Source organism: Pigmentiphaga aceris (genome assembly GCF_008119665.1).
Taxonomy (GTDB): Bacteria; Pseudomonadota; Gammaproteobacteria; order Burkholderiales; family Burkholderiaceae_B; genus Pigmentiphaga; species Pigmentiphaga aceris.
The window spans coordinates 3,638,801-3,659,699 of record NZ_CP043046.1 but is presented as its reverse complement, the minus strand read 5'-3'; the positions used below and the strand labels follow the sequence as shown (position 1 = coordinate 3,659,699).

Genomic DNA, 20,899 nt, shown 5'->3' with positions numbered 1-20,899 from the left:
GTGCGTGTTACTGCGGCAGGGCCACTGATGCGCCCTGTACGTGGTGCACCACATCTCTGCATCGCCCCCCTCTGATTCGACAAGCACCATCGGCTGAGCCATGGTGGCTGCGGTCATGCATTGACCTGCATCACAGTGCCCGACTGTTTCGCATTTATTAATTCCAATATGCAAAACGACCTAAGCCAATTGGCTGATAGGGGTTTCCCTGTATATCGCTTTCCTTAATATTTCACTGTTTGCGCCGTAAACACATCAGTCGGGATCAAGCGTGGTTATCCCAAACGGTTTTATGGAGCACAGATGTTTTTCTTAGACCGCATTAGCCGTCGTTCGCTGGCCACGCAGGTTCTGGTCGCGTCGCTGGCTACCAGCGTGTTGGTAATGGCTGTCACCGCAGGCGTGGTGGCTTGGCGTTCGTTGGCAGCCAGCGAGCGTGAAATACAGCGCGAAATGAGCGCTGTGCTGACTCTGGTCCAGGAAAGCCTGATGCTTTCCTACAATGCCGCGGTCGAGCGAGCGCAGGTGCTGGCGCCCCTGATGCAAAACGAATACGGTGGCCTGCCGATCCCTGACGGCAGCAGCACACGCAGTGGCAACGTTGAACTGCCCACGCTGACGGCGGAAGGCAAGGTCGTCAACAACGACAGCAAACCGCTCGAGACGATTCGCCGCTACACCGGTGCTGACAGCTCGGTGCTGGTGCGGCACAACGGCGAGTGGCTGCGTGCAGCGACGCTGTTGAAGGACGCCAACGGCATTTCCATGGCTGGCACGGCGCTGCCCCACGATGAATTCCTGGCGAACACGCTCACCAAGGGTGAAGAGGGCGCGGGCTTGATGGAACGCGACGGCCGATTCTACGCGGCCTATGCGCAGCCATTGAGCGGTATGGATGGATCCACCTACGGTGGCTTTGCCGTCATTATCGACGTCAGCCGCGAGGTGAGCGATGTGCTGGCATCGGTGGCCCGCAGCACGGTTGCCGGACACGGCAAGATGTGGGTGATCGCACCGACGGCAGACGGTAAGGGCCGCCGCTTTCTGGTTCATCCGCAACACAAAGGCAAGTCGGTCGATGCCGTCATGAGCGGGCCAGACCTTGCCTTGCTGCAGTCGCTGGCTGGTGAGGGAAAGCGCGGCGTAATGGACGTAACGCTGGGCGGCGAGCCCCAGATTATGTCGTATCTGAACGTGCCGGGCTGGGGCTGGACGGTGATCGCAGTCGGCCCGGAGAAGGCATTCCTGAGCGACTCTTATCAAGACATCGCGCTGATGATTGGCGTGATGCTGCTGGGCGGCCTGCTGACCGGCGCGCTGATCTACTGGCGCACCGCCAGCACCCTGCGCCCGGTGCGCGAAGTGGTTGCCGGCATCACGCGTCTGGGTGACGGCGATCTGCGGGTAGACGTGCCTGCGGGCCCGGCCAAGTCGTCCAATGAAATTCACATCATGGCCGACCGCATCAATGCCACCCGTGCGCGCATTGCGCTGTTGGCGCAGCAGATGGGTGCCACCGGGTCGCAAGTTGCGGCGGCATCGACCCAGACGCTGGATGCCCTGGCACAGATCGGCCGCAGTACGGAAGTGCAGTCCGACGCCGCCAGCGGCGTGGCCGCAGCGGTTGAACAATTGACCGTATCGATTTCGCAGATTGCTGACAGCAGCCGTGACGCCAATACCTTCTCGCAAGCGTCCAGCGGTGCCGCCAATGAAGGCGCTGCCGTGGTGCGGACCACCGTCAGCGGGATCGAGACGCTGGCTGGCCGTGTGACCGCATCTGCCGATGTGGTGCAGGAACTGGAGACCTCGTCGCGCGAGATCTCAGAGGTCATCAAGACCATTCAGGAAATCGCCGAACAGACCAATCTGCTGGCGCTAAATGCTGCCATTGAAGCCGCGCGGGCGGGTGAGGGCGGACGTGGGTTCTCGGTGGTGGCTGACGAAGTGCGCCGCCTGGCCGAGCGCACCAAGGTGTCGACCACGCAGATCGCGCAGGTGATCAGCGGGGTGCAGACCAAGACCAGCCAGGCAGCAGATGCGATGCGCGCTGTGAACATCGACATGCAGGCGTCCGCCGAGAGCGCGCGTCAGGCGGGCGATGTCTTGCAGCGGATTCGTGAAGCCGCTGCGCGCACCGCAGCCGTGGTGGCGGATATTTCCAATGCGGCAGCCGAGCAGAAATCCGCGTCGGAACAGATTGCCAGCCGCGTTGAACAGATCGCGCAGCACACCGAAGAATCGGCGGCGGCGGTGCAGCAGTCGGTAGCGGCAGGTGAGTCTTTGCAAGATCAGGCGCGTGAGTTGGACAGCACCATTCGCACGCTCAGGACTTGATGCAGGCAAAGACGGACGCAAAGGAAGACGGACCGCGGCAAGCAAGATTGCCGAGGTCTGTCTGCGGCGATGCTCCGTGAGTGGCGTGGTCGCAAGCTGATGACAGGTGGATTAAACACGTGTCATGCGCGCGCCAAGCACGAACGTAATACAGCACGTAATACAGCACGTACTACAATTTGATACGAATGCCCGGAAAGCTGATGTCTTCGATGAATGCTTGCGGATGCCAGGAAATTTGACATGAATACGCTGATCACGACTTTGCTGAGAAATCAGTCATCTACGACAGGTGTTGGTGCTGCCAACAGTGCCAACGTGGCCGCTGCCAAGAATGCGGCTGATAAAGCGTCGGCCAACAACGAGTCGGTGAAGGTCGAGATCAGCCGCGAGGGCCGGGCGAAGCTGGATTCTGCCGAGTCATCGCAAGGCGATCTGCTGCTTGATCGAATGAAGAAAATGCAAGAGGCCATGGCTCGCGTCGAGTCTATGCCTTCGGGCGCAGCCATGCGCAAAGATGCCGCACGAGTTCGCGTTCAGCAACTGCGTGAACGTATCGAGTCAATGCGCCAGATGATGATCGGCCTGAGCCCCGCAGCCGCCAAGGCGATGGCGGGCCAGATCAAGGCGATGGCACAGGAGCTGAAACAGGCTGCTGCGACCTTGTCCGACTCCGGTGGATCGACTGCAGGCGCTGATCCGAGCACGGCAAGTATCAATAGTCTGGCTGCGGCCAGCAGTTCGGCAGCCAGCGCCACGGCAGGTGCTGCTGCGAGCGCGGCAACGGCGGATGCGGCGGTGCAGAATGTGGTCTCGTCCAGTGCCGCGTCGACCGGTGCCGGCGAAGGTTCGGCGGATGCAGCAGAAGGCGATGCAACCGGCGCAGCAGGCAGCGCAGCGACTGGCGCGGAACAGGTGGCTGCGGAGGCCGAAGCCGAGGCTGACGCCGTTGCAGAAAACGACGACAAGAAGGGTGTCGGCGGTGTGCATGCAAAGGATAAGGACAAGGACGGCAAGGTGGATGGTGCTGACGCACCAGCAACCAGCAAGTCGGCTGGCACTGACTCAGTCGCCACCGACTCGGAATCGACCGAAGAAACCTCGACTACCGTCGCCTCGGCTGCCGCAGCGCTGGTTGCATCCTTGTCGCCCAGCGAGGAAGAGGCTCAATCGGACGCTGACAAGGAACTCGTCAAGCAGGTTGCCCGCGCGCTGAAGAGCCTGATGGCCATGGTCAAGAGTCAGATGGACGATCCGAATCGCGACAAGGATATTCGGGGTGCCGAACAGGCGCTGGGCGATCTTGCAAACGCGGGCATGTCCTGATCGAACATAGACAGGTCACATTGCCAAATCACATCGCCTGATCGATAGGGTCTGAAAAAAGACTGACTGAAAAATGACTGATTGACATGCGGCACGGCGTCTCAACCGTGCCGCAGATTTTCCGCCGGGATTTAAAAACGACCCGCCCGCTGGCGAATCAATTCCACATACCCTTCCGTATCCAGCGGCTTGCCCAGCCGCTGCGATTCCCATACGACCTGACCAAGGCATTCCATGATCTGGTGAGCCGCTTCGTGCGCGCCCAGTTTCGGAGCCATCAACTGGTACGCCGCCCGGATGCCCGGCGGCTGGTCGATCGACAACTGTTCTGCAATAGCCAGGTGCATCGAAAGATGCAGGAATGGGTTCGTACGTCCGCCTTCGACGGCATACTCCACGGTCATGGCGTCTTCACGCTCCAGATCGCCGTGGTATTCCGGGTGTTCCAGAATCCAGTCAAGCGCCATGGATTCGAGCGGGGTAAGCAATTCGGTCGCCCGGTGCTTGCGCCACGTGTCGATGAAAAACTGTCGTACCTGGTCGCGAGAGGGATTGAACATGGAAGTCGATGCGGGTCGGGTATAAGCTATAAGACTGTGCAAGAAACGCTCCCTGCTAGATGGGAGCATGGCACCGTAATTCAAGGCTGGATATTCAAGAGCAGACATTCAAGGGCGGAATTTCCACGCTGAAATACGGTGTTTTGCAGGTCAAACCCAGGTAGAGCCCGGACGTGACCCGTGCCGCGTCTGGATTGACGCCCGCGTTGAAGCCTCGGTTGCTGGCTTGGCATCGCAAGACAAGGGCGCTCGCATTACGGGATAATCATCGGATCGCCACCAGAGGAACGATACGCGCAATGGCTTATCAGCACATCAAGGTGCCCGCAGAGGGCCAGAAGATCACGGTCAACGCGGACAACAGCTTGAACGTCCCCGACCAACCCATCATCCCCTTCATCGAAGGCGATGGTACTGGCGCTGACATTACCCCGGTTGCGCTGAAGGTGGTGGACGCAGCCGTGGCCAAGGCCTACGGTGGCAAGCGCAAGATCCACTGGATGGAAATCTTCGCTGGCCAAAAGTCGATCAAGATCTACGGCCCGGACGTGTGGCTGCCTGAAGAAACCCTGGAAGTCGTGCGTGATTACGTCGTGTCCATCAAAGGTCCGCTGACGACCCCGGTCGGTGGCGGCATCCGTTCGCTGAACGTGGTACTGCGTCAGGAACTTGACCTGTACGTCTGCCTGCGCCCGGTGCGTTACTTCAAGGGCGTGCCGTCGCCGCTGAAGGAACCCGAAAAGACCGACATGACCATCTTCCGCGAGAACTCGGAAGACATCTACGCCAGTATCGAATTCGCTGCCGAATCCGACAAGGCCAAGCGCCTGATCGAATTCCTGCAGAACGAATTCGGCACCACCAAGATCCGCTTCCCGAACACCTCGGGCATTGGCGTGAAGCCGGTGTCCCGCGAAGGCACCGAGCGCCTGGTGCGCAAGGCCATCCAGTACGCCATCGACCACGACCGCCGCTCGGTCACGCTGGTGCACAAGGGCAACATTATGAAGTTCACCGAAGGTAGCTTCCGTGACTGGGGCTACGCCCTGGCCCAGAAGGAATTCGGTGCCGAGCTGATCGACGGTGGCCCGTGGTTGAAGCTCAAGAATCCGAAGACCGGTCGCCAGATCGTCATCAAGGATTCGATCACCGATGCCTTCTTGCAGCAAGTCTTGCTGCGCCCCGCTGAATACGACGTGGTCGCCACGCTCAACCTGAACGGCGACTACATCTCCGCTGCGCTGGCCGCACAGGTCGGTGGCACTGGCATCGCCCCGGGTGCAAACCTGAGCGACACTGTCGCCATCTTCGAAGCCACCCACGGCACCGCACCGAAGTACGCTGGCAAGGACTACGTGAATCCCGGTTCTGAGATCCTGTCGGCCGAGATGATGCTGCGTCACATTGGCTGGACCGAAGCTGCCGACCTCATCATCGAAAGCATGCAGAAGTCGATCCTGTCGAAGAAGGTCACGTATGACTTCGCTCGCCTGCTCGAAGGCGCGACGCAAGTGTCTTGCTCGGGCTTCGGTGAAGTGATGATCGAAAACATGTGATCGACCGCCGTTAAGGCAAGAGCTTTGCGCGATGTCTTCAGGCGTCGCCCGAACCCCTGAGTTTCTTTGGAAATTCGGGGGTTTTCTTTTGTGCGCTGCAGCTTTGTTCCTTGCAAGTGGCGCATAGGGAAGCTAACGTTTGCGCACACTGAATGCTTGAGCTTGCAGGAGTTGTCGATTTTGTCTTCATCAGCGGGTGAAGTAGGAAAGAACGACCCGGCATCCCAGCGCGGTTTGCCGCATTTCACGCTCTCGCTCAAGAGCATGAGCTCGATCATGGGCGTGGTGTCCTTGCTGGCAGGTGCCCTGATCGTGTTCTTCGTCGGCAAGGCCGGGGTCGATCAGGCCGTGCTTTCCGTCACCGCCGACAAGATCCAGGGCGTAGGCAAGGCGATGTCGATACAGATCGGCCGCATGCTGGAGCCGGCTCAAGCGGTATTGCGCCAAGTGTCGTTCGACCCGATCACCACCGCCGACACGCTGGACGACAGACTCGCGCGAAGTTTTGTGCTCACCGAAGAGCTTCGGTCCAATCCGCTGGTGTCTTCGGTCTACGTGGGTAACAGCAAGGGCGAATTTTTCCTGGCGCGACGGCTTGACCACCCGGAGACACGGCAGCTGGTGAAGCCGCCGACAGATGCGGTCTACCTGCTGCAATCGATCGAGCGTAGCGCGGACGGTGAGGTAATTGGCGAGTTTCTGTTCTACGACAAGGACATGACGCTGCTGGCGCGCAGAGAGCAGGTTGGCTACGAGTTCGACCCACGCGAACGCCCGTGGTACCAAAGCGCGCAGCAGGCACCGGCCACGGCCGTGATGTCCAGTCCGTACGTTTTTTTCACCACCCGACAGATCGGGCTGTCTTTGAGCCGAACCAGCCGGGCGGGTGATGCGGTCATCGGCATCGACGTAGTGCTTGATGATCTGGCCAGTTACCTGCGTGATTTGAAGCTGACACCAAACACGGAACTGGCGCTGATCGACCGTCAGAACAAAGTACTGGCGTATCCCGACGTATCGCGTTTCCTGACGCCGGTCGGGGAATCGTTCATCTTCAAGACCGTCGACATGATGGGCATTCCCAGTCTGCAACGCGTATTGCAGCTGCCGGCAGGCGATGATCAGGTTCACGATATCGAGGCAGGCGGACAGAGCTGGCTTGGCATGACTGTGCCTGTGAACATGGGCATGGCCCAAGACCTGCGACTGTTGGCCGTTGCCCCCTATGACGAATTGACCGAGGGCGTGCGGCGTATGGGCAATCGCACGCTGCTGTTCATTGCGGCAGTTGTGCTGGCCTTCCTGCCCATTGGCTGGTGGGTAGGCAACACGATTGGCAGCAGCCTGGATCGGCTGATTCGGCGAACCCGCGAAATTCGCCGCTTTGACTTCGAGACCGGCAAAGATTCGAACACCCGTGATCGGGCGCGCGAAGTGGCCGAGCTGTCCAAGGATATGGACGGCATGGCCGAAACCATCGAGCACTTTCTGCAGATCAGTCAGAAGCTGGCCACTGAGAAAGACATGCAGCGCATGTTGGAAGCGGTGTTGCGAGAAGTGGTCAACGCCACCCACTGTGCGGCCGGTGCGGTGTACCTGCATCTGGACGACGTCATGCATCGTAATGCCGTGGTGGGCGAAGCATGTGCGCAGCTGCCAGAAAGTTTTGAATACGAAATGGGCCGCGCCAAGCGGACGAAAGATCGGCCGCTGGTTGAGGGGCTCAAACAAGTCGATCTTGAATTGCGCGACCGTAATGGTCAGCTGCAAGGCCTGCTGGTGCTTGCTCACCGGGGAACCGCCGCGCATCTGGACGAGGGCTTCTCTGCGTTCATGGCAAAGCTGTCCGGCATGTTGGCGGTGTCTATCGAGACACGTCAGTTGATCGATTCACAGAAGCAGTTGCTCAATGCGGTTGTGCAGCTGATGGCAGACGCCATCGACGCCAAAAGCCCGTATACCGGCGGGCACTGTAAGCGCGTACCCGAGCTGGCCTTGCTGCTGGCCGATCGGATGAACCTGGATACAGAAGGTCCGTACCGCGCCTTCCGGATGGACGACGCGCAGCGCTACGAGTTCTACCTGGGGGCGTGGCTGCACGACTGTGGCAAGGTAACCAGCGCCGAACACATCGTCGACAAGGCAAGCAAGCTGGAAGTGATCTACAACCGCATCCACGAAATACGGATGCGCTTCGAGGTCTTGTGGCGCGATGCCGAAATCGCGCATTTGCAGCGCATGGCCGTGGGGGCGGAAAAGACCGGGTCCGAGGCGGTAATGCGGGCGCGGCATGCTGCGCTAAAGGACGATTTTGCGTTCGTTGCGCAGTGCAATCTGGGTGGGGAGGTGCTGGCCGACGAGCGCATTGCACGCCTGCACCAGATTGCAGGTCAGTCCTGGCTGCGGCATTTCGATGACCGGCTTGGCCTGGCAGTAGGCGAGCTGCGCCAGTTGGACGAGGCCAGGCCACACGCGCCTGACCTGCCTGCACGGGAAGCCTTGCTGGCCGACCGGGCTGAGCACATCGTGTCCTGGGGGCAGGACCGGCCGCCGGTCGAGAAGGGCGATCCGGCCAACCTGTACGGATTCGACATGGTGCTGCCGTCGTACAAGCAGAACATGGGTGAGCTGCACAACCTGAGCATCAGACGCGGCACGCTGACCGACGAAGACCGTTTCCGCATCAACGATCACATCGTGCAGACCTACATCATGCTGTGTCGGCTACCGTGGCCGCGCGCGCTGTCGCGTGTGCCGGAACTCGCCGCGACGCATCACGAGAAAATGGACGGCAACGGTTATCCGCGCAGGCTGGATGCAAGTCGCCTGAACACTTTTGATCGGATCATGGCGCTGGCGGATATCTTCGAAGCCCTGACGGCGGCGGATCGGCCCTACCGGCCTGCCAAGCGTCTGTCGGACGCCTTGAAGATCATGGCCAACATGTGCCGGGAAGGGCACCTGGACCCGGAGCTGTTCCGGTACTTCCTGCGCAGCGGTATCTGGCAGACCTTTGCTGCCGACCACTTGCGGCCCGAACAGCTGGACCGCGTGGACATTGCCGGTCTGGAGCAGATGCTGTCTGTGGCGTAATTGCCCGCGAGTGACGACAGGGCGTGACGGGCCTGCAACGTGGGCGTGTCATGCGCTCATCAACGCTTGTCATCATGCGAAATTTTAGTGAGAATGATTCTCTTTTGAGTGATGCGTCAAGTGGCGCACCGCGCGCCTTCGTCTGTTTGCGGCTCGAACGCTTTCATCATGACCGCTGTCTTCCATCCCCCCGTCCATCAGCTATACCAAGCCCATCAGGGCTGGCTGCGTACATGGCTGGGCCGCCGGCTGGGTTGTGCCGAGACGGCGCGCGATCTGGCGCAGGACACCTTCGTGCGGGTGCTGCTGCGGCCTCAGGCCGTGGCCGGCTTGCGAGAACCACGGGCCTACCTGACCACGGTTGCGCGCGGTCTGGTGGTCGACCACTGGCGCCGCCGCTCGCTGGAGCAGGCCTATCTTGAGACGCTGGCGTCCCTGCCCGCGTCTGACGAGCCGTCTCCTGAAGAACAATTGGTGGTGCTGCAAATACTGGACGAGCTTGACCGCCTGTTCGAAGCCCTGGCACCAAGAGTGCGCGAGGCGTTTGTGCTGGCGCAGTTCGGCGGGCTGGATTATGTGCAGGTGGCGGCAAAGCTGAACATCACCGAGCGCACCGTCAAGCGCTACATGGCGCAAGGCTTTGAATGCTGCCTGCTGGCCATGACATGAATGCCGATGCCGAGCGCGTCGCCGTGCGTGAAGCGGCAAGATGGCTGGTGCAGTTGCATGGGAATACTTGCGGTGCTGCGGAACGCGAGGCGCTGGCACGTTGGCGTGCCAGTGCAGAGGTGAACGAACGCGCATGGCAGCGGGCCGAGCGCCTGCAGGCGCAGATGGCAGCAGTACCGGCTGCGCTGGCCGTACCGGCGCTTTCGCGCGCCTCGCGTGGCCGGCGCGATCTGCTCAAATCCTTGGCGGGACTTGCCGTGATACCGGCCGCGGGTTGGCTGGCTTGGCGTCACGTGCCCTGGCAGGCCTGGACGGCGGACCTGCGCACCGCGCGCGGCGAGCAGCGCCAGCTGCGTCTGCCCGACGGCTCGTGGCTGACGCTCGATACCGCCAGCGCGGTGGACGTGTCGTTTGACGACAGCGCGCGACGTGTATGGCTGCGGGCAGGCGCGGTGTATCTGGCCACCGCACCAGACCCGCGACCGCTTTCCGTGATCACCGTTCACGGTGAGGCTCAGGCGCTGGGAACGCGATTCGCCGTAGCGCTCGAACAGAATTCGACGCATGTGTCGGTGGCCGAAGGCCGTGTGCGTGCTCAGCCTGCGCGGGGCGAAGGGCGCATCGTGGCGGCAGGTCAGTCGGTTCGCTTCGATGCGTTGGCCTGCGACGCACCTACGGTGCTGAGTGAGCACGCGATCGCCTGGACCCGTGGCGTGCTGTATGCCGACAACATGCGCCTAGAAGATTTTGTGGCGCAGCTGTCGCGCTACCGCAGTGGTGTGGTGCGCTGCGACCCGCGGGTGGCGGATCTACGTATCTCGGGGGCTTTCCAGCTCGCTGACACCGATCAGGTCATGGCGATGGTGGCCGCCGCCGTGCCGGTCAGGGTGACTTACCGCACGCGCTACTGGGTCGAGTTCACGCCCGTCTGAGGGCATCGCATGCTCGGCATCGCCGCAAGGCGGCAGCATTGCTTGCGCCATCGGGCTGACGCACACCTTGATTGCAAGCCCCAATCTTGATTGCACGTACCAATGTCCCTTTTTCGCGTCTGGTTCGGCATAGGGGGGTCGACTCCACACTACGCAAGGAAATCACCCACCATGAATCCCCCTGTTCGTGCTGCGCTGCCTGCCGTCGCCGTGCTCGCGCCCCGCGCTCCGGCAATTCGTCGCCACGCGCTTGCCTATCTGTGCCGTGCGGCGTGGCTGGGTGCGGCGATTGCAGCCGTCCCGCTGTCAAGCGCCGCACAGACTGCACCCCGGACGGCTGCGCAAGACCGCATCGTCTACGACATTCCTGCTGGCCCGCTCGCGTCGACCGCCATGCGCTTTGCTGGCGAAGCTGGTGTGACGCTGTCCTTCGACCCTGCACTGGCACAGGATCGCCGCAGCCCCGGATTGCGCGGACCTTACGGTGTGGAGGAAGGACTTGCCGCGGTGCTCGCCGGTTCCGGCCTGGAAGCGGTGCGCGAGGCTGGCGGGTATCGCCTGCGTGCAAGCGTGGCACCGCAAGGCGCACGTACCTTGTCGCCGGTCATCGTATCGGCACAGGCCGACTCGGCATGGACCTCGCCTGTGGGTTATCGCGCCACCCGTGGTGCCAGCGCCAGCAAGATGGACGTGCCGGTCAATGAGACGCCGCAGCGGGTCAGCACCATCGGCCAGGAGCAAATCCGCGACCAGGCGATTTCGAGTGTGGCCGAGGCGGTGCGCTACAGCGCTGGCGTGCGGCCTTATGACTACGGCGTGACCGACGACGATGTGATCGTGCGGGGTATTTCACTGACCGGCACCGGTTTGTACCGCGACGGCATGCGCCTGATGCAGAACGGCTTCATGACCAATATCGAGCCTTATGGGCTGGAGCGCCTGGACGTGGTGCATGGACCTGCGTCGGTGCTGTATGGCCAGGCCGCACCGGGTGGTTTGCTGAACGCAGTCACCAAGCGCCCGCGCGCCGAGCGCTTGCGCGAAGTTGGGGTCGAAGTGGGCAGTTTTGATCGCCGGCAGGTAACGGCCGATATCGGCGGGGCGGTGAACGACGCAGGCAATGTGATGGCACGCCTGACTGTGCTCAAGCGCGATGCCGGCACGCAGTGGGACTACCTGGACGCCAACCGCACCTACGTCGCCCCGGCCTTGACCTGGGTGGGTGAAGACACGCGCGTGACGCTGCTTGCGCAATACCAGAAGGACGAGACCGGCTTCATCATTCCTTACTACCGCGACACGCCTTTCGGCCCGTCGCGTGGATCGATCAACGTCAACGGCCCGGATGGTTTTCATGAGAAGGAGACGATCAGCGCCGGTTACCTGATCGAGCACGAGTTCGGCAACGGCATGAAGTTGCGCCACAACCTGCGTTATCTCGACGGCACCAATCTGCGTCAGGAGATGCGCAATCGCGGTCTGGGTGCCGACGGTCGGAGCATGACGCGGCTGGCGATGCTGCGCCCCGATGGCGAGCACACCTTGGTGACCGATACGCAGCTTGAAGGCCGCTTCAAGACCGGCATCGCGCAACACCAGATGATCGTGGGCCTGGACTACTACCGGTCCAAGCTGGACTGGCGCATTCTGTCACTGAACGGACGCGTCGCGCCGCTGGATCTGGTGCAGCCGGTGTACATCCGGCCGAACTGGCAGGACAGCTTCCTGAGTGATCGCGCCATGTCGCGCAACGAGCAGCTTGGTGTGTACGTGCAGGATCAGATCAAGTTCGGCGAGCGCTGGGTGCTGAGTCTGGCTGGCCGTCACGACAGCGCCAGGATCAACTCCACCTACGATACCCGCCTGACTCCTACCGGGCCGATCAGCACCGCGCGCGTGAACCGCACCGACAACGCATTCACGGGCCGTGCCGGACTGATCTACCTTGCTCCCAACGGGCTTGCACCATACCTGAGCTACACCACGGCTTTTCAGCCGCCGTTGGGCACGACCACGGCCACCGACCAACATGGCCGGCCTTACGAACCCGAAGAAGGCAAACAGATAGAGCTTGGCGTGCGTTATGCGCCGCCCCAGGCCGACTACAGCGTCAGTGCTGCGATCTACGATTTGCGCAAGACCAACGTGCGCACGCCTTCGCAACTCGACCCCCGCTTCGACACACAGACGGGCGAGGTGCGGTCGCGCGGCCTGGAACTCGAAGGCAGCGGCGAGCTGGGAGGCGGGTTCTCGGTGATTGCGGCCTATACCTACCTGGACGCCAAGGTTACGCGCAGCAATCTGGCATACGAAGTGGGCACGCAGCGCGCCGCCAACCCGCGCCATGCTGCATCACTGTGGGGCAAGTACCGCCGCGACAAGCTTGAGCTGGGTGTGGGCGTGCGGCACATTGCGTCTGCGCCAGGCGACGCTGCACAGCCCAGCGGCCCGGTGCCGCGCAACGACGGCTACACCTTGGTCGATGCGATGGCGGCCTATCAGCTGGGCGCGTGGCGCTTGTCGCTGAACGTCGGCAACCTGTTCGACAAGCAGTACAAAACGCAGTGCAACGTGATGCGCGGCGGGGCGAGTTTCTGCGTGCTGGGCTATGAGCGCGATATTCGGCTCGGGGCGACGTACCGGTTCTGAGGAAGAGCCGGCGTTGTTCACCCTTGCGCCCAAGCAGGGCGCAAGGGTGACCTGCTTATCGTGCGGCGTGCAGCGCGGCGCGCGGGGCCGGCACGTGGGCGTCGCGATTGAGCGCCTGTTCAGCAGCCACACCCGACAGGCCCTGGTAGTACAGGTGCACGCCGATGGCCAGCGAGTCGTTGCTGATCTCGTGGAACACGCGCCATGCGTGCACCGGGTTCTTCAGCAGCAGATAACGGGTTTCCTTGGCGATCATTTCGCCGACTTCATGCAGACCGTGGCGATGCAGGGCATCAACCAGCGCATCCAGGCTCTTGTGGTTGCGGGCATCGACCCGCGGATACAGCATGTGCAACACGGCGATCTTTTCGTCGGCCAGCGCGAGCGACAGCGCGGTCACGATGTCCTGATGATCCACCGGCGTGGCGACGTCGCCGAAAGTCTTGGTCTGGAACAGCTTTGCGAGGGTGGGGCTCATGGTTTCCTTGATCGGCAGTGAAACGGTGGTTGAGAAGGCGCTTGCGGCATTGGCAAGCGCTGGCCATCGTCAGTCGATGTGGCATCAGTATGGCACTGCTGCGCTTTCTCGCTGCTGACTACGGATCGAATTTCGCATGAAACCCGATCGCTCGGCAATTGGCAGCTTGCCAAGAAAAACGCGCACTCCAGGGTGCGCGTTTTTCTTGGCGGGTGCCCATGCTGGCGGGTTTGCGCCAGCATGACCATCCTCTTTTGGCCAACAGGCTTATTTGGCGAACAGCATGTCGATGTTGGCGAAAGCCTTCATTTCGACGGCATTGCCCGAGGGGTCGGTGAAGAACATGGTGGCCTGTTCGCCGACTTCGCCCTTGAAGCGGATGTAGGGCTCGATCACAAACTGGACGCCAGCGGCGCGCAGTCTGTCGGCTGCGGTGTTCCACTCGTCCATGGACAAGACCACGCCGAAATGGCGCACCGGCACGCCGTGGCCGTCTACCGCGTTACGCTGGCTGGCACCCGCTTCCGACGGGGCCAGGTGGGCAACGATCTGGTGGCCGTAGAAGTTGAAGTCGATCCATTCGGGCGAGCTGCGACCTTCCGAACAGCCCAGCAGTTCGCCGTAGAACTTGCGGGCCTCGGCCAGATCGTTAACCGGGAAGGCGAGGTGGAACGGGGCGAGCGGGGCGGTGAAGGTAGTGGGCATGATCGATGTCGCTGAAATAATGGGGATGGCGGTTGATTCAAGGGGGGCCTGCACAGCAGCCTTGTTGAACCCAGCCTTAAGTCTAGAAATGATCGAGCACAACGAAAAGCGATATATTTTTGCCCTGAGCTACAAGGAAATTGTTGATTCATGTTGCGTGAGCTGAAAACCTTCGTTGCCGTGGCCCGGTACGGCACCTTTGCCAGTGCCGGTGCCCATATCGGCCTGACCCAGTCTGCGGTCAGCGCCCAGATGCAGCGGCTGGAACAATCGCTGGGGTTGGTGCTGTTCGAACGCACCGGTCGGTCGGCACGACTGAACGCCCAGGGTGAAGCCACGCTCGCGCGCGCCGAAGAAATCGTGAAGCTATGGGGCGGGTTGGGTGACTTGGGTCAAGCGCCCGAATCAGGCGGCAAATTGCGCATCGGTGCGATCACGTCGGTGCAGGCCGGGCCGCTGGCCGATGCGTTGGCGGGTTTCCATGCTGCGTCGCCTGGATGTCACACTCGGATCGTGCCCGGCGTATCGCTGAATCTGCTGGGCATGGTGGACAGTGGCGACGTAGACCTTGCCGTGATGATTCGCCCGCCGTTTGCGCTGCCTGCGGAAGTTGGCTGGGAAGTCCTGGCGCGCGAGCCTTTTGTGTTGCTGGTGCCTGCAAAACTGGCTGCTCAGGACTGGCGCGAACTGCTGGCCGAGCAGGCTTTCGTGCGCTACGACCGGACATCTTTCGGCGGACGCCTGGTTGAACAATTCCTGCGGCAGCAGCGTATTGACGTCAATGAAGTGGCCGAGATTGACGATCAGGAAGGGCTGGTGCGCCTGGTCGGGTGCGGGCTGGGCGTGGCCTTGGTGCCCACGCCGATTGCTTCGTGCGGCGTATGGCCGGTTGATGTGCGGGCAGTCAGCCTTGGGGAACACACGTTCTATCGTGAGATCGGCCTGGTGCAGCGACGTGACCGCAGCCGACGGCCGGCTGCGCGTCGGCTGGCGGATCAGATCGCGGCGACGTTTGCGGCGGCCAGGCTGCAGGGCGAAGACGTTGCGCAAAGGGCCGATTGATATCTGCACGGGTCGAGCTTGCCGATTGCATGCAGGCATATACCCCAGAAAACGGGATTTGCTATGCCGGGGAAGATCAACCCGGCATGCCGTCCACCCGTGGCTGCATCAGCATCTTTGCGTAGGCTGCCGCAAAGATCAAAAAGGCGATGGCCCAGCACAACCCTGCCAACGGCACGACAACCTGCCACCATGATGGGATAGCGACGACGCGAAGCAGGGCACCCAGGTTCAGCAGCATGAATGCGGTGTGCATGGCGCGGGGCGGCTGCAAAGGACGACCCGTGTGGCCAAGCGACACACGCGCCATCATGCCCAGGGTCATGCCGCCCAGGCCGCCGACCGTCAGTGCGTGCAACGGCAGGTCGGGTCGGTCAAGCCATCCCCATTGCCAGGCGGCCATGCCCAGCGCAAATGCGCCCATCCAGGCATAGGCCAAGTGCAATGACCACAGCAGCGGCACACGCCAGATGCCCCGGTGATACCAGCCTGCCAACTGCCACAGATGCCCGATTCCCAAGGCAAGATAAAGCGCGGTCGCCGCCCAAGCCAGCATGCCGTCTGCGCGTTGGGTACCCTGGAACGCCGCCAATACACCTGCCAACGCGCCGCCAAGCAGCAAGCTGTAGGCATAGGCGGGTTTGACGGCGCGCAGGGGGGCGATGCGCAGGCCGTTCTTGGTGAACATCGGGATCACGCGTGCGGCGATCAGCCCGGTCAGGGTCATCAACAGCAGAATGGCGGCCATTGCACCACGTGTCTGCAAGCTGGGATCGCCTTGCAGAACCCCCACCAGCGCAAGCAGGTTCGCCGCACCCAGCAGGCCGACGATGGCCACCACCGGATAGTTGCGCGGCTGGCGCGCACGATAGATGTTGCTTGCGATGAAACCTGCCAGCCCCAGCATGAAGGCCATCTGTGCCATCGCAGCAATACGCAGGTCTGCACCCAGCAACCACAGCAGACGCGCCAGCAGCCAGACGACAGCCAGCATCATCAGACTGCGGCCGCGCGCACTCGGGATGCCCGTCCAGTTGGGCACGGCAGTCAGCAGGAAGCCGCCGACAATCGCCATGACGAAGCCGAAGACCATTTCATGACGATGCCAGGCCAGCCAGCCGCCCACCGGTTGCCAGGGCAAGGCGTGACCGTGCAGCGATGCCATCCACGCCAGCATTGCCAAGGCCGTGAACAGCGCACCAAACAGGAAAAACGGGCGAAAGCCGAGCCGCCAGAGCGGGGTGCCTGATGCAGCGCGGTGCTGGGCAGGGGAGGTCAGGGGGATCATCGACAGACTCGCAAAGAAACGTGGCAGCACGCCACCCGTCAAGACTTATGGGCTGGGTGGGATGCCCTCTGATTTGCAAGTGATATGCCATGTGCGAGGTCCGCGTGCGTCAACGATCTGCCCGGAAATAAGGTCACTTTGACCGGGAGTCCAAATGACTTCCATAGAGTCCTATCGACACGAAATCTCCGTGCCCGGCGTCAGCACTTTCCGCCGTCCGCCCGAGTGAAAAGCGCGCTGGCATTGGCATGCAAGGCGCGTTGTATGGCCTGGACACTAAAGTTCCTGTGCGATGCGCCGTTAAAAAGAACATATGCGTACCGCGACCCTCATCCTCCTCGAAAACGCCGTGACGAAAGTCTCGTCGATGCTTTGCCGTGCAACACTTGCGCTGGCACTGTCCACCATCGCGTTGCCGCTGTTTGCGGCGGATGCCGTTCCTGGTGCTGCACTGGCCTCGCCTGGCACGTCGTCTGACGTGGACAGCGCTGCACTTGCCGACCTGCCGCTTGAAACGCTGATGCGTCTGGCTGTCGTGCCGACGGTGCCCGCACTCGTGCCGCTGGCACCCGTGTCCGAGGTCTACGCACTACGTTACGTGGCACCCGGGGTGGATCAGGGTGTTCCGCAGGAGACGCTGTCACAAGAACGTGTAGCCTTGTTTTCTGGGCCGATTAGCGGATTCTGATCATGTTGCAGCGAAAGCCCTTGTGCGCCGCAATCGCACTTGGATGCAGCTTTCTGGTGTCATCTGTCCTGTGTTTTGCCCAGGTACAAGACGTCGCGCTGAAAGCTGCCTATATCTACAACTTTGCGTTGTTCACCACATGGCCGGAGGATGTTGCCTCGACGGCCCATTTTGACGTCTGCGCCACGCCCGAGACGCCCATGTGGGACAGCCTGGAAAAGCTCAACGGCAAGAAGGTCGAAGGTCGTCCGTGGACCTTGGTGGACCTGGCGGCAGCCGGTCCTGGTCAGTGCCGCATTGTTGTGTTGTCCGGGGAGGGTTCGTTGGCGGGCACCGAGGCGGGGGTCAGCGCGCTGGTGATTGACGATGGCAGCGTGCAGGGCCCGTCGTCAGCGGCGATCAAACTCGTCAACGAGCAAGAGCACATCCGCTTTGACGTCGACACCCGCAAGGCGTCCTTCAGCGGGCTGACCTTCAGTTCCAAATTGCTGCGCCTTGCAAGGAATGTCTCTTGAGAGGCAGTCTGCGGTTTTATTCCCGACGCTTGTCGAGGAATCTGGGCGTCGGCCAACTGGTCGCGGCGATGGCCGCGTTCATCATCGCGGGCTTCATTCTGACCGCCTACCAGTTCGTGTCACTGCGCCAGGCTTTACGCGACGACGTGGAAGTGCAGGCCGCGATTGCGGCAGACAACATCGCAGCATCCCTGATGTTCGACGACCGGGTGGCTGCCCGCGAAATGCTGCGCTCCTTCAGCCATGCCAACTATCTGACCTCGGTGCTGGCCTACGACCGGGAAGGCAAGCTGTTTGCCGCGCATCACACCGACACGACTCCGCCGAGCGAGATGCTGCCGGTGGAACTCGATCAGCCTGGCAGCCAGGACGTATCGGTACTGCGCAATATCCGCTATCGCGGCGAGGTGCTGGGCACGGTGGTGCTGGTTGCCAATACCACCGTCATTCGCACGCGACTGCTCAGGTACAGCATGTTGTTCGGCGTGGCCTCGCTGGTGGCGGTGGCGGTGGGCTGGCTGGTGCTGCGCCGAACCAATGCGCGCATGGCACGGGCCGAGCGCGAGCTTGATTATCTGGCCTATACCGACCCCGTTACGTCTCTGCCTAATCGGCGTTCCAGCTACGTTGCCTTGGAACGCGCGCTCGACTCCAATGCCAAGTTCGGCCAGAAGTTCGCCGTACTGATCATCGATCTGGATAACTTCAAGACGGTCAACGACACGGCGGGCCACGGGGCAGGGGACCAACTGCTGCGCAAAGTGGGCAGTGCGCTCAGCACCGCAGTGCGACCGTCCGATCTGGTCGGCCGTATCGGTGGCGATGAGTTTGCGGTGATTTCTGCGCCGGTGCGTGACCGCGATCAGGCGTTTGCAATCGCCAGTGCGGTGATCGCGGCATTTCGTCAGCCCTTCCTGCTGGGCGGTGCGGAAGTATTTGTGACCGTCAGCGTGGGCGTCAGCATGTTCCCTGAAGACGCCACTGCCCTGAGCGAGTTGTTGAGCAGCGCGGACATCGCGCTGTACCACGCGAAATTGTCTGGCAAGAATCGCTTTTCGGGCTTTGTGCCAGAGATGACCTTGGCTGCCCAGCGTCGCGTTCGTATTGAACGTGACCTGCGCAAAGCCATGGAGCGCAACGAGCTGGAAGTGTTTTACCAACCGCAGTTCGACTGTCGTTCGGAAACCATTGTCGGCTTCGAGGCCCTGGCCCGCTGGCCGCATGCCGAGCAAGGCTACATTGCTCCCAGCGACTTCATTCCGGTTGCCGAAGAATGCGGCCTGATCGGCGAGCTGGGCTTGTGGGTGCTGCGCCGGGCCTGTGCCGACACTGCCGCCTGGAGCAAGGCCACGGGCAAGGCGCTTGGCTTGGCCGTGAACGTATCGGCCCGCCAGTTGCGCGAGCGCGCGTTTGTCGACCAGGTAGGTCAAATCTTGCGTGATACCGGCTTGCCGGCCGCACAGCTGGAATTGGAGCTGACCGAGAGCTTCCTGATGGGCGACGTCGAAGCGGCGCTGGCCTTCATGCGTGCGTTGCGCGAAATGGGCGTCAAGCTTTCCATCGACGATTTCGGTACCGGGTATTCGTCGCTGTCGTATTTGCAATCCTTCCCGATCGACCGCCTGAAAATCGACCGCAGCTTTGTGCAGTTGCTGCCCGAAGACGGTTTCACCATGACCAGCGCCATCATTTCGCTGGCGCATGGCTTCGATCTGTCGGTGGTGGCAGAAGGGGTCGAGGCCCCGTCACAGTTGTCCTGGCTGCAAGGCGCAGGCTGTGACTACGTGCAGGGATACCTGATGGCGCGGCCCATGCCCGCCAGCGCCGTGCGTGATCTGTTGCTGGCGCAGACCGCGTCACGCCAGGTGCCTGAGCCGGCCTGATATCAGGCCGGTATCATCAGGCCGGTGTCATCAGGTCGGTATCGATTCAGCGCTCGCCCCCGTGGCGCTTTTCAACCACCGACGGAATGCCTGCAAGGGCGGGTAGGCCGTGCGGCTAGATGGCCAGGCCAGGTAATACCGTTCTGCGCTTTCCACTGGCCCATCGATGGCTTCCACCAGGTCGCCCCGCGCCAATTCATTCTCGATCAGAAAGCGCGGCAGCAAGGCCACCCCCAGGCCTGAAATTGCTGCCTGCGCGGCAAGCGCGAACTGATCGACCAGCATGCCGTGCACGTCGTGAATATCCGTTCCCATGACGTTAAACCAGCGTTCCCACGCGTCCGGCCGGGACACCAGATGCAAAAGCGGCGCTTTCAACAGATCAGCGGGCTGCGCGAATTGATGCGTGTCGCGCAATTCACGGTTGCAGGCCGGCACCACCGTCTCGCTCATCAAAAAGTCGAGTTCGGCGCCTGGCCATTCCGGTAAGCCAAAGTGGATCGCTGCGTCCACGGTTTCCGACTGGAAATCGAAGGGAGCAAACCGGGTGGTCAGGTTGATGGTGATGCCGGGATTGGCTGCCAGAAAACCCGACAGGCGCGGGGCCAGCCAGCGCGTGCCAAAGGTTGGCAAAATCGCCAGGTTCAAAGTGCCACCCTGGGGGTTGGCACGAAAGCCCAGGGTGGCTGCCGAGATACGTTCCAAGGCCCCGCGAATCTCTTGCGCAAATGCGTCGCCTGCCAGCGTGAGCCTGACTGTCTGTCGCTCGCGGATGAACAGATCAGACCCCAGCAACTCTTCCAAGGCCCGGATCTGCCGGCTGACCGCGCTTTGCGTCAGCTTCAACTCGGCCGCGGCAGCAGTGAAACTCTGCGAACGAGCCGCGGCTTCGAAGGCGCACAGCAAGGACATGGGCGGGAGAAATCGCCGGGGAATGGCCATTGGATCGGTCCTGTAAGGCAGCGCATCACGCTGTTGGGCTATTGATGGGCTGCTGGTTCGGTAGTTCATTCTGATTTGGAATGAAGTCAGACGTTATCATCGTTTGACCGCATGGGAAACGCCACTTAGGATGCGTACAGATCATGCGCACAGGTAATGTTTTGGCGTCTTGGACGCCAGCCTTGTTCTGATCAAACCGCCACTTTCCCTTTCTCT

The 20,899-nt window shown here is 61.7% G+C and carries 17 protein-coding genes; 12 read left to right on the top strand and 5 right to left on the bottom strand.

The window, feature by feature from the left end; translation table 11 throughout:
- Window positions 1-303: 303 nt before the first annotated feature.
- Both FXN63_RS15860 and FXN63_RS15855 read left to right on the top strand, forming a co-directional pair.
- A complete protein-coding gene (locus tag FXN63_RS15860; protein ID WP_148816198.1) occupies window positions 304-2,337 on the top strand; it encodes a methyl-accepting chemotaxis protein in 2,034 nt (677 codons plus the stop codon).
- 243 nt (window positions 2,338-2,580) lie between these two features.
- The gene (locus FXN63_RS15855) at window positions 2,581-3,663 is read left to right on the top strand and encodes a hypothetical protein (RefSeq protein ID WP_148816197.1); all 1,083 of its coding nucleotides are present in this window, start codon (window positions 2,581-2,583) and stop codon (window positions 3,661-3,663) included.
- Between the two features lie 131 nt (window positions 3,664-3,794).
- Here FXN63_RS15855 and FXN63_RS15850 read toward each other — a convergent pair whose 3' ends face one another.
- A complete protein-coding gene (locus tag FXN63_RS15850) occupies window positions 3,795-4,223 on the bottom strand; it encodes a DUF1841 family protein (RefSeq protein WP_148816196.1) in 429 nt (142 codons plus the stop codon).
- A 299-nt stretch (window positions 4,224-4,522) separates the two neighbouring features.
- Here FXN63_RS15850 and icd point away from each other — a divergent pair, with 299 nt between their 5' ends.
- From icd to FXN63_RS15825, 5 genes are all read left to right on the top strand, one after another.
- On the top strand, window positions 4,523-5,779 hold the full coding sequence (icd, locus tag FXN63_RS15845) for an NADP-dependent isocitrate dehydrogenase (RefSeq protein ID WP_148816195.1): 1,257 nt from the start codon (window positions 4,523-4,525) through the stop codon (window positions 5,777-5,779).
- Between the two features lie 180 nt (window positions 5,780-5,959).
- On the top strand, window positions 5,960-8,872 hold the full coding sequence (locus tag FXN63_RS15840) for an HD domain-containing phosphohydrolase (RefSeq protein WP_246164840.1): 2,913 nt from the start codon (window positions 5,960-5,962) through the stop codon (window positions 8,870-8,872).
- 168 nt (window positions 8,873-9,040) lie between these two features.
- On the top strand, window positions 9,041-9,541 hold the full coding sequence (locus FXN63_RS15835) for a sigma-70 family RNA polymerase sigma factor (protein WP_148816194.1): 501 nt from the start codon (window positions 9,041-9,043) through the stop codon (window positions 9,539-9,541).
- A complete protein-coding gene (locus tag FXN63_RS15830; protein ID WP_148816193.1) occupies window positions 9,538-10,473 on the top strand; it encodes a FecR domain-containing protein in 936 nt (311 codons plus the stop codon). The genes FXN63_RS15835 and FXN63_RS15830 overlap by 4 nt, the downstream gene beginning before the upstream one ends.
- 171 nt (window positions 10,474-10,644) lie before the next feature.
- Window positions 10,645-13,122, top strand: a complete 2,478-nt coding sequence (locus FXN63_RS15825; RefSeq protein ID WP_148816192.1) for a TonB-dependent siderophore receptor — start codon at window positions 10,645-10,647, stop codon at window positions 13,120-13,122.
- 55 nt (window positions 13,123-13,177) lie between these two features.
- On the opposite strand, the gene FXN63_RS15820 is transcribed toward FXN63_RS15825, so the two are convergent.
- Window positions 13,178-13,600 carry a hypothetical protein gene (locus tag FXN63_RS15820; protein ID WP_148816191.1) on the bottom strand — a complete coding sequence of 141 codons (423 nt, stop codon included), beginning with the start codon at window positions 13,598-13,600 and terminating at the stop codon, window positions 13,178-13,180.
- Window positions 13,601-13,867: 267 nt separating this feature from the next.
- A complete protein-coding gene (locus tag FXN63_RS15815; RefSeq protein WP_148816190.1) occupies window positions 13,868-14,305 on the bottom strand; it encodes a VOC family protein in 438 nt (145 codons plus the stop codon).
- Here FXN63_RS15815 and FXN63_RS26725 point away from each other — a divergent pair.
- Both FXN63_RS26725 and FXN63_RS15810 read left to right on the top strand, forming a co-directional pair.
- Window positions 14,304-14,471, top strand: a complete 168-nt coding sequence (locus FXN63_RS26725; RefSeq protein WP_187394913.1) for a hypothetical protein — start codon at window positions 14,304-14,306, stop codon at window positions 14,469-14,471. The two genes, FXN63_RS15815 and FXN63_RS26725, sit on opposite strands and share 2 nt — an antisense overlap.
- Window positions 14,456-15,367: a LysR family transcriptional regulator gene (locus tag FXN63_RS15810; RefSeq protein WP_148816189.1), complete on the top strand. Its 912-nt coding sequence runs from the start codon at window positions 14,456-14,458 to the stop codon at window positions 15,365-15,367. Before FXN63_RS26725 ends, FXN63_RS15810 begins: the two co-directional genes overlap by 16 nt.
- Before the next feature lie 76 nt (window positions 15,368-15,443).
- On the opposite strand, the gene FXN63_RS15805 is transcribed toward FXN63_RS15810, so the two are convergent.
- Window positions 15,444-16,655, bottom strand: a complete 1,212-nt coding sequence (locus FXN63_RS15805; protein ID WP_148816188.1) for an NnrS family protein — start codon at window positions 16,653-16,655, stop codon at window positions 15,444-15,446.
- A gap of 349 nt (window positions 16,656-17,004) precedes the next feature.
- Here FXN63_RS15805 and FXN63_RS15800 point away from each other — a divergent pair, with 349 nt between their 5' ends.
- Genes FXN63_RS15800 through FXN63_RS15790 form a run of 3 tightly spaced genes read left to right on the top strand, consistent with a single transcriptional unit; the run spans window position 17,005 to window position 19,741 of the window.
- Window positions 17,005-17,343 carry a hypothetical protein gene (locus FXN63_RS15800; RefSeq protein ID WP_148816187.1) on the top strand — a complete coding sequence of 113 codons (339 nt, stop codon included), beginning with the start codon at window positions 17,005-17,007 and terminating at the stop codon, window positions 17,341-17,343.
- A 2-nt stretch (window positions 17,344-17,345) separates the two neighbouring features.
- Window positions 17,346-17,858, top strand: a complete 513-nt coding sequence (locus FXN63_RS15795) for a YfiR family protein (RefSeq protein WP_148816186.1) — start codon at window positions 17,346-17,348, stop codon at window positions 17,856-17,858.
- Window positions 17,855-19,741: a putative bifunctional diguanylate cyclase/phosphodiesterase gene (locus FXN63_RS15790; protein WP_148816185.1), complete on the top strand. Its 1,887-nt coding sequence runs from the start codon at window positions 17,855-17,857 to the stop codon at window positions 19,739-19,741. The genes FXN63_RS15795 and FXN63_RS15790 overlap by 4 nt, the downstream gene beginning before the upstream one ends.
- Before the next feature lie 30 nt (window positions 19,742-19,771).
- On the opposite strand, the gene FXN63_RS15785 is transcribed toward FXN63_RS15790, so the two are convergent.
- A complete protein-coding gene (locus tag FXN63_RS15785) occupies window positions 19,772-20,683 on the bottom strand; it encodes a LysR family transcriptional regulator (RefSeq protein WP_148816184.1) in 912 nt (303 codons plus the stop codon).
- Window positions 20,684-20,899: the final 216 nt, after the last annotated feature.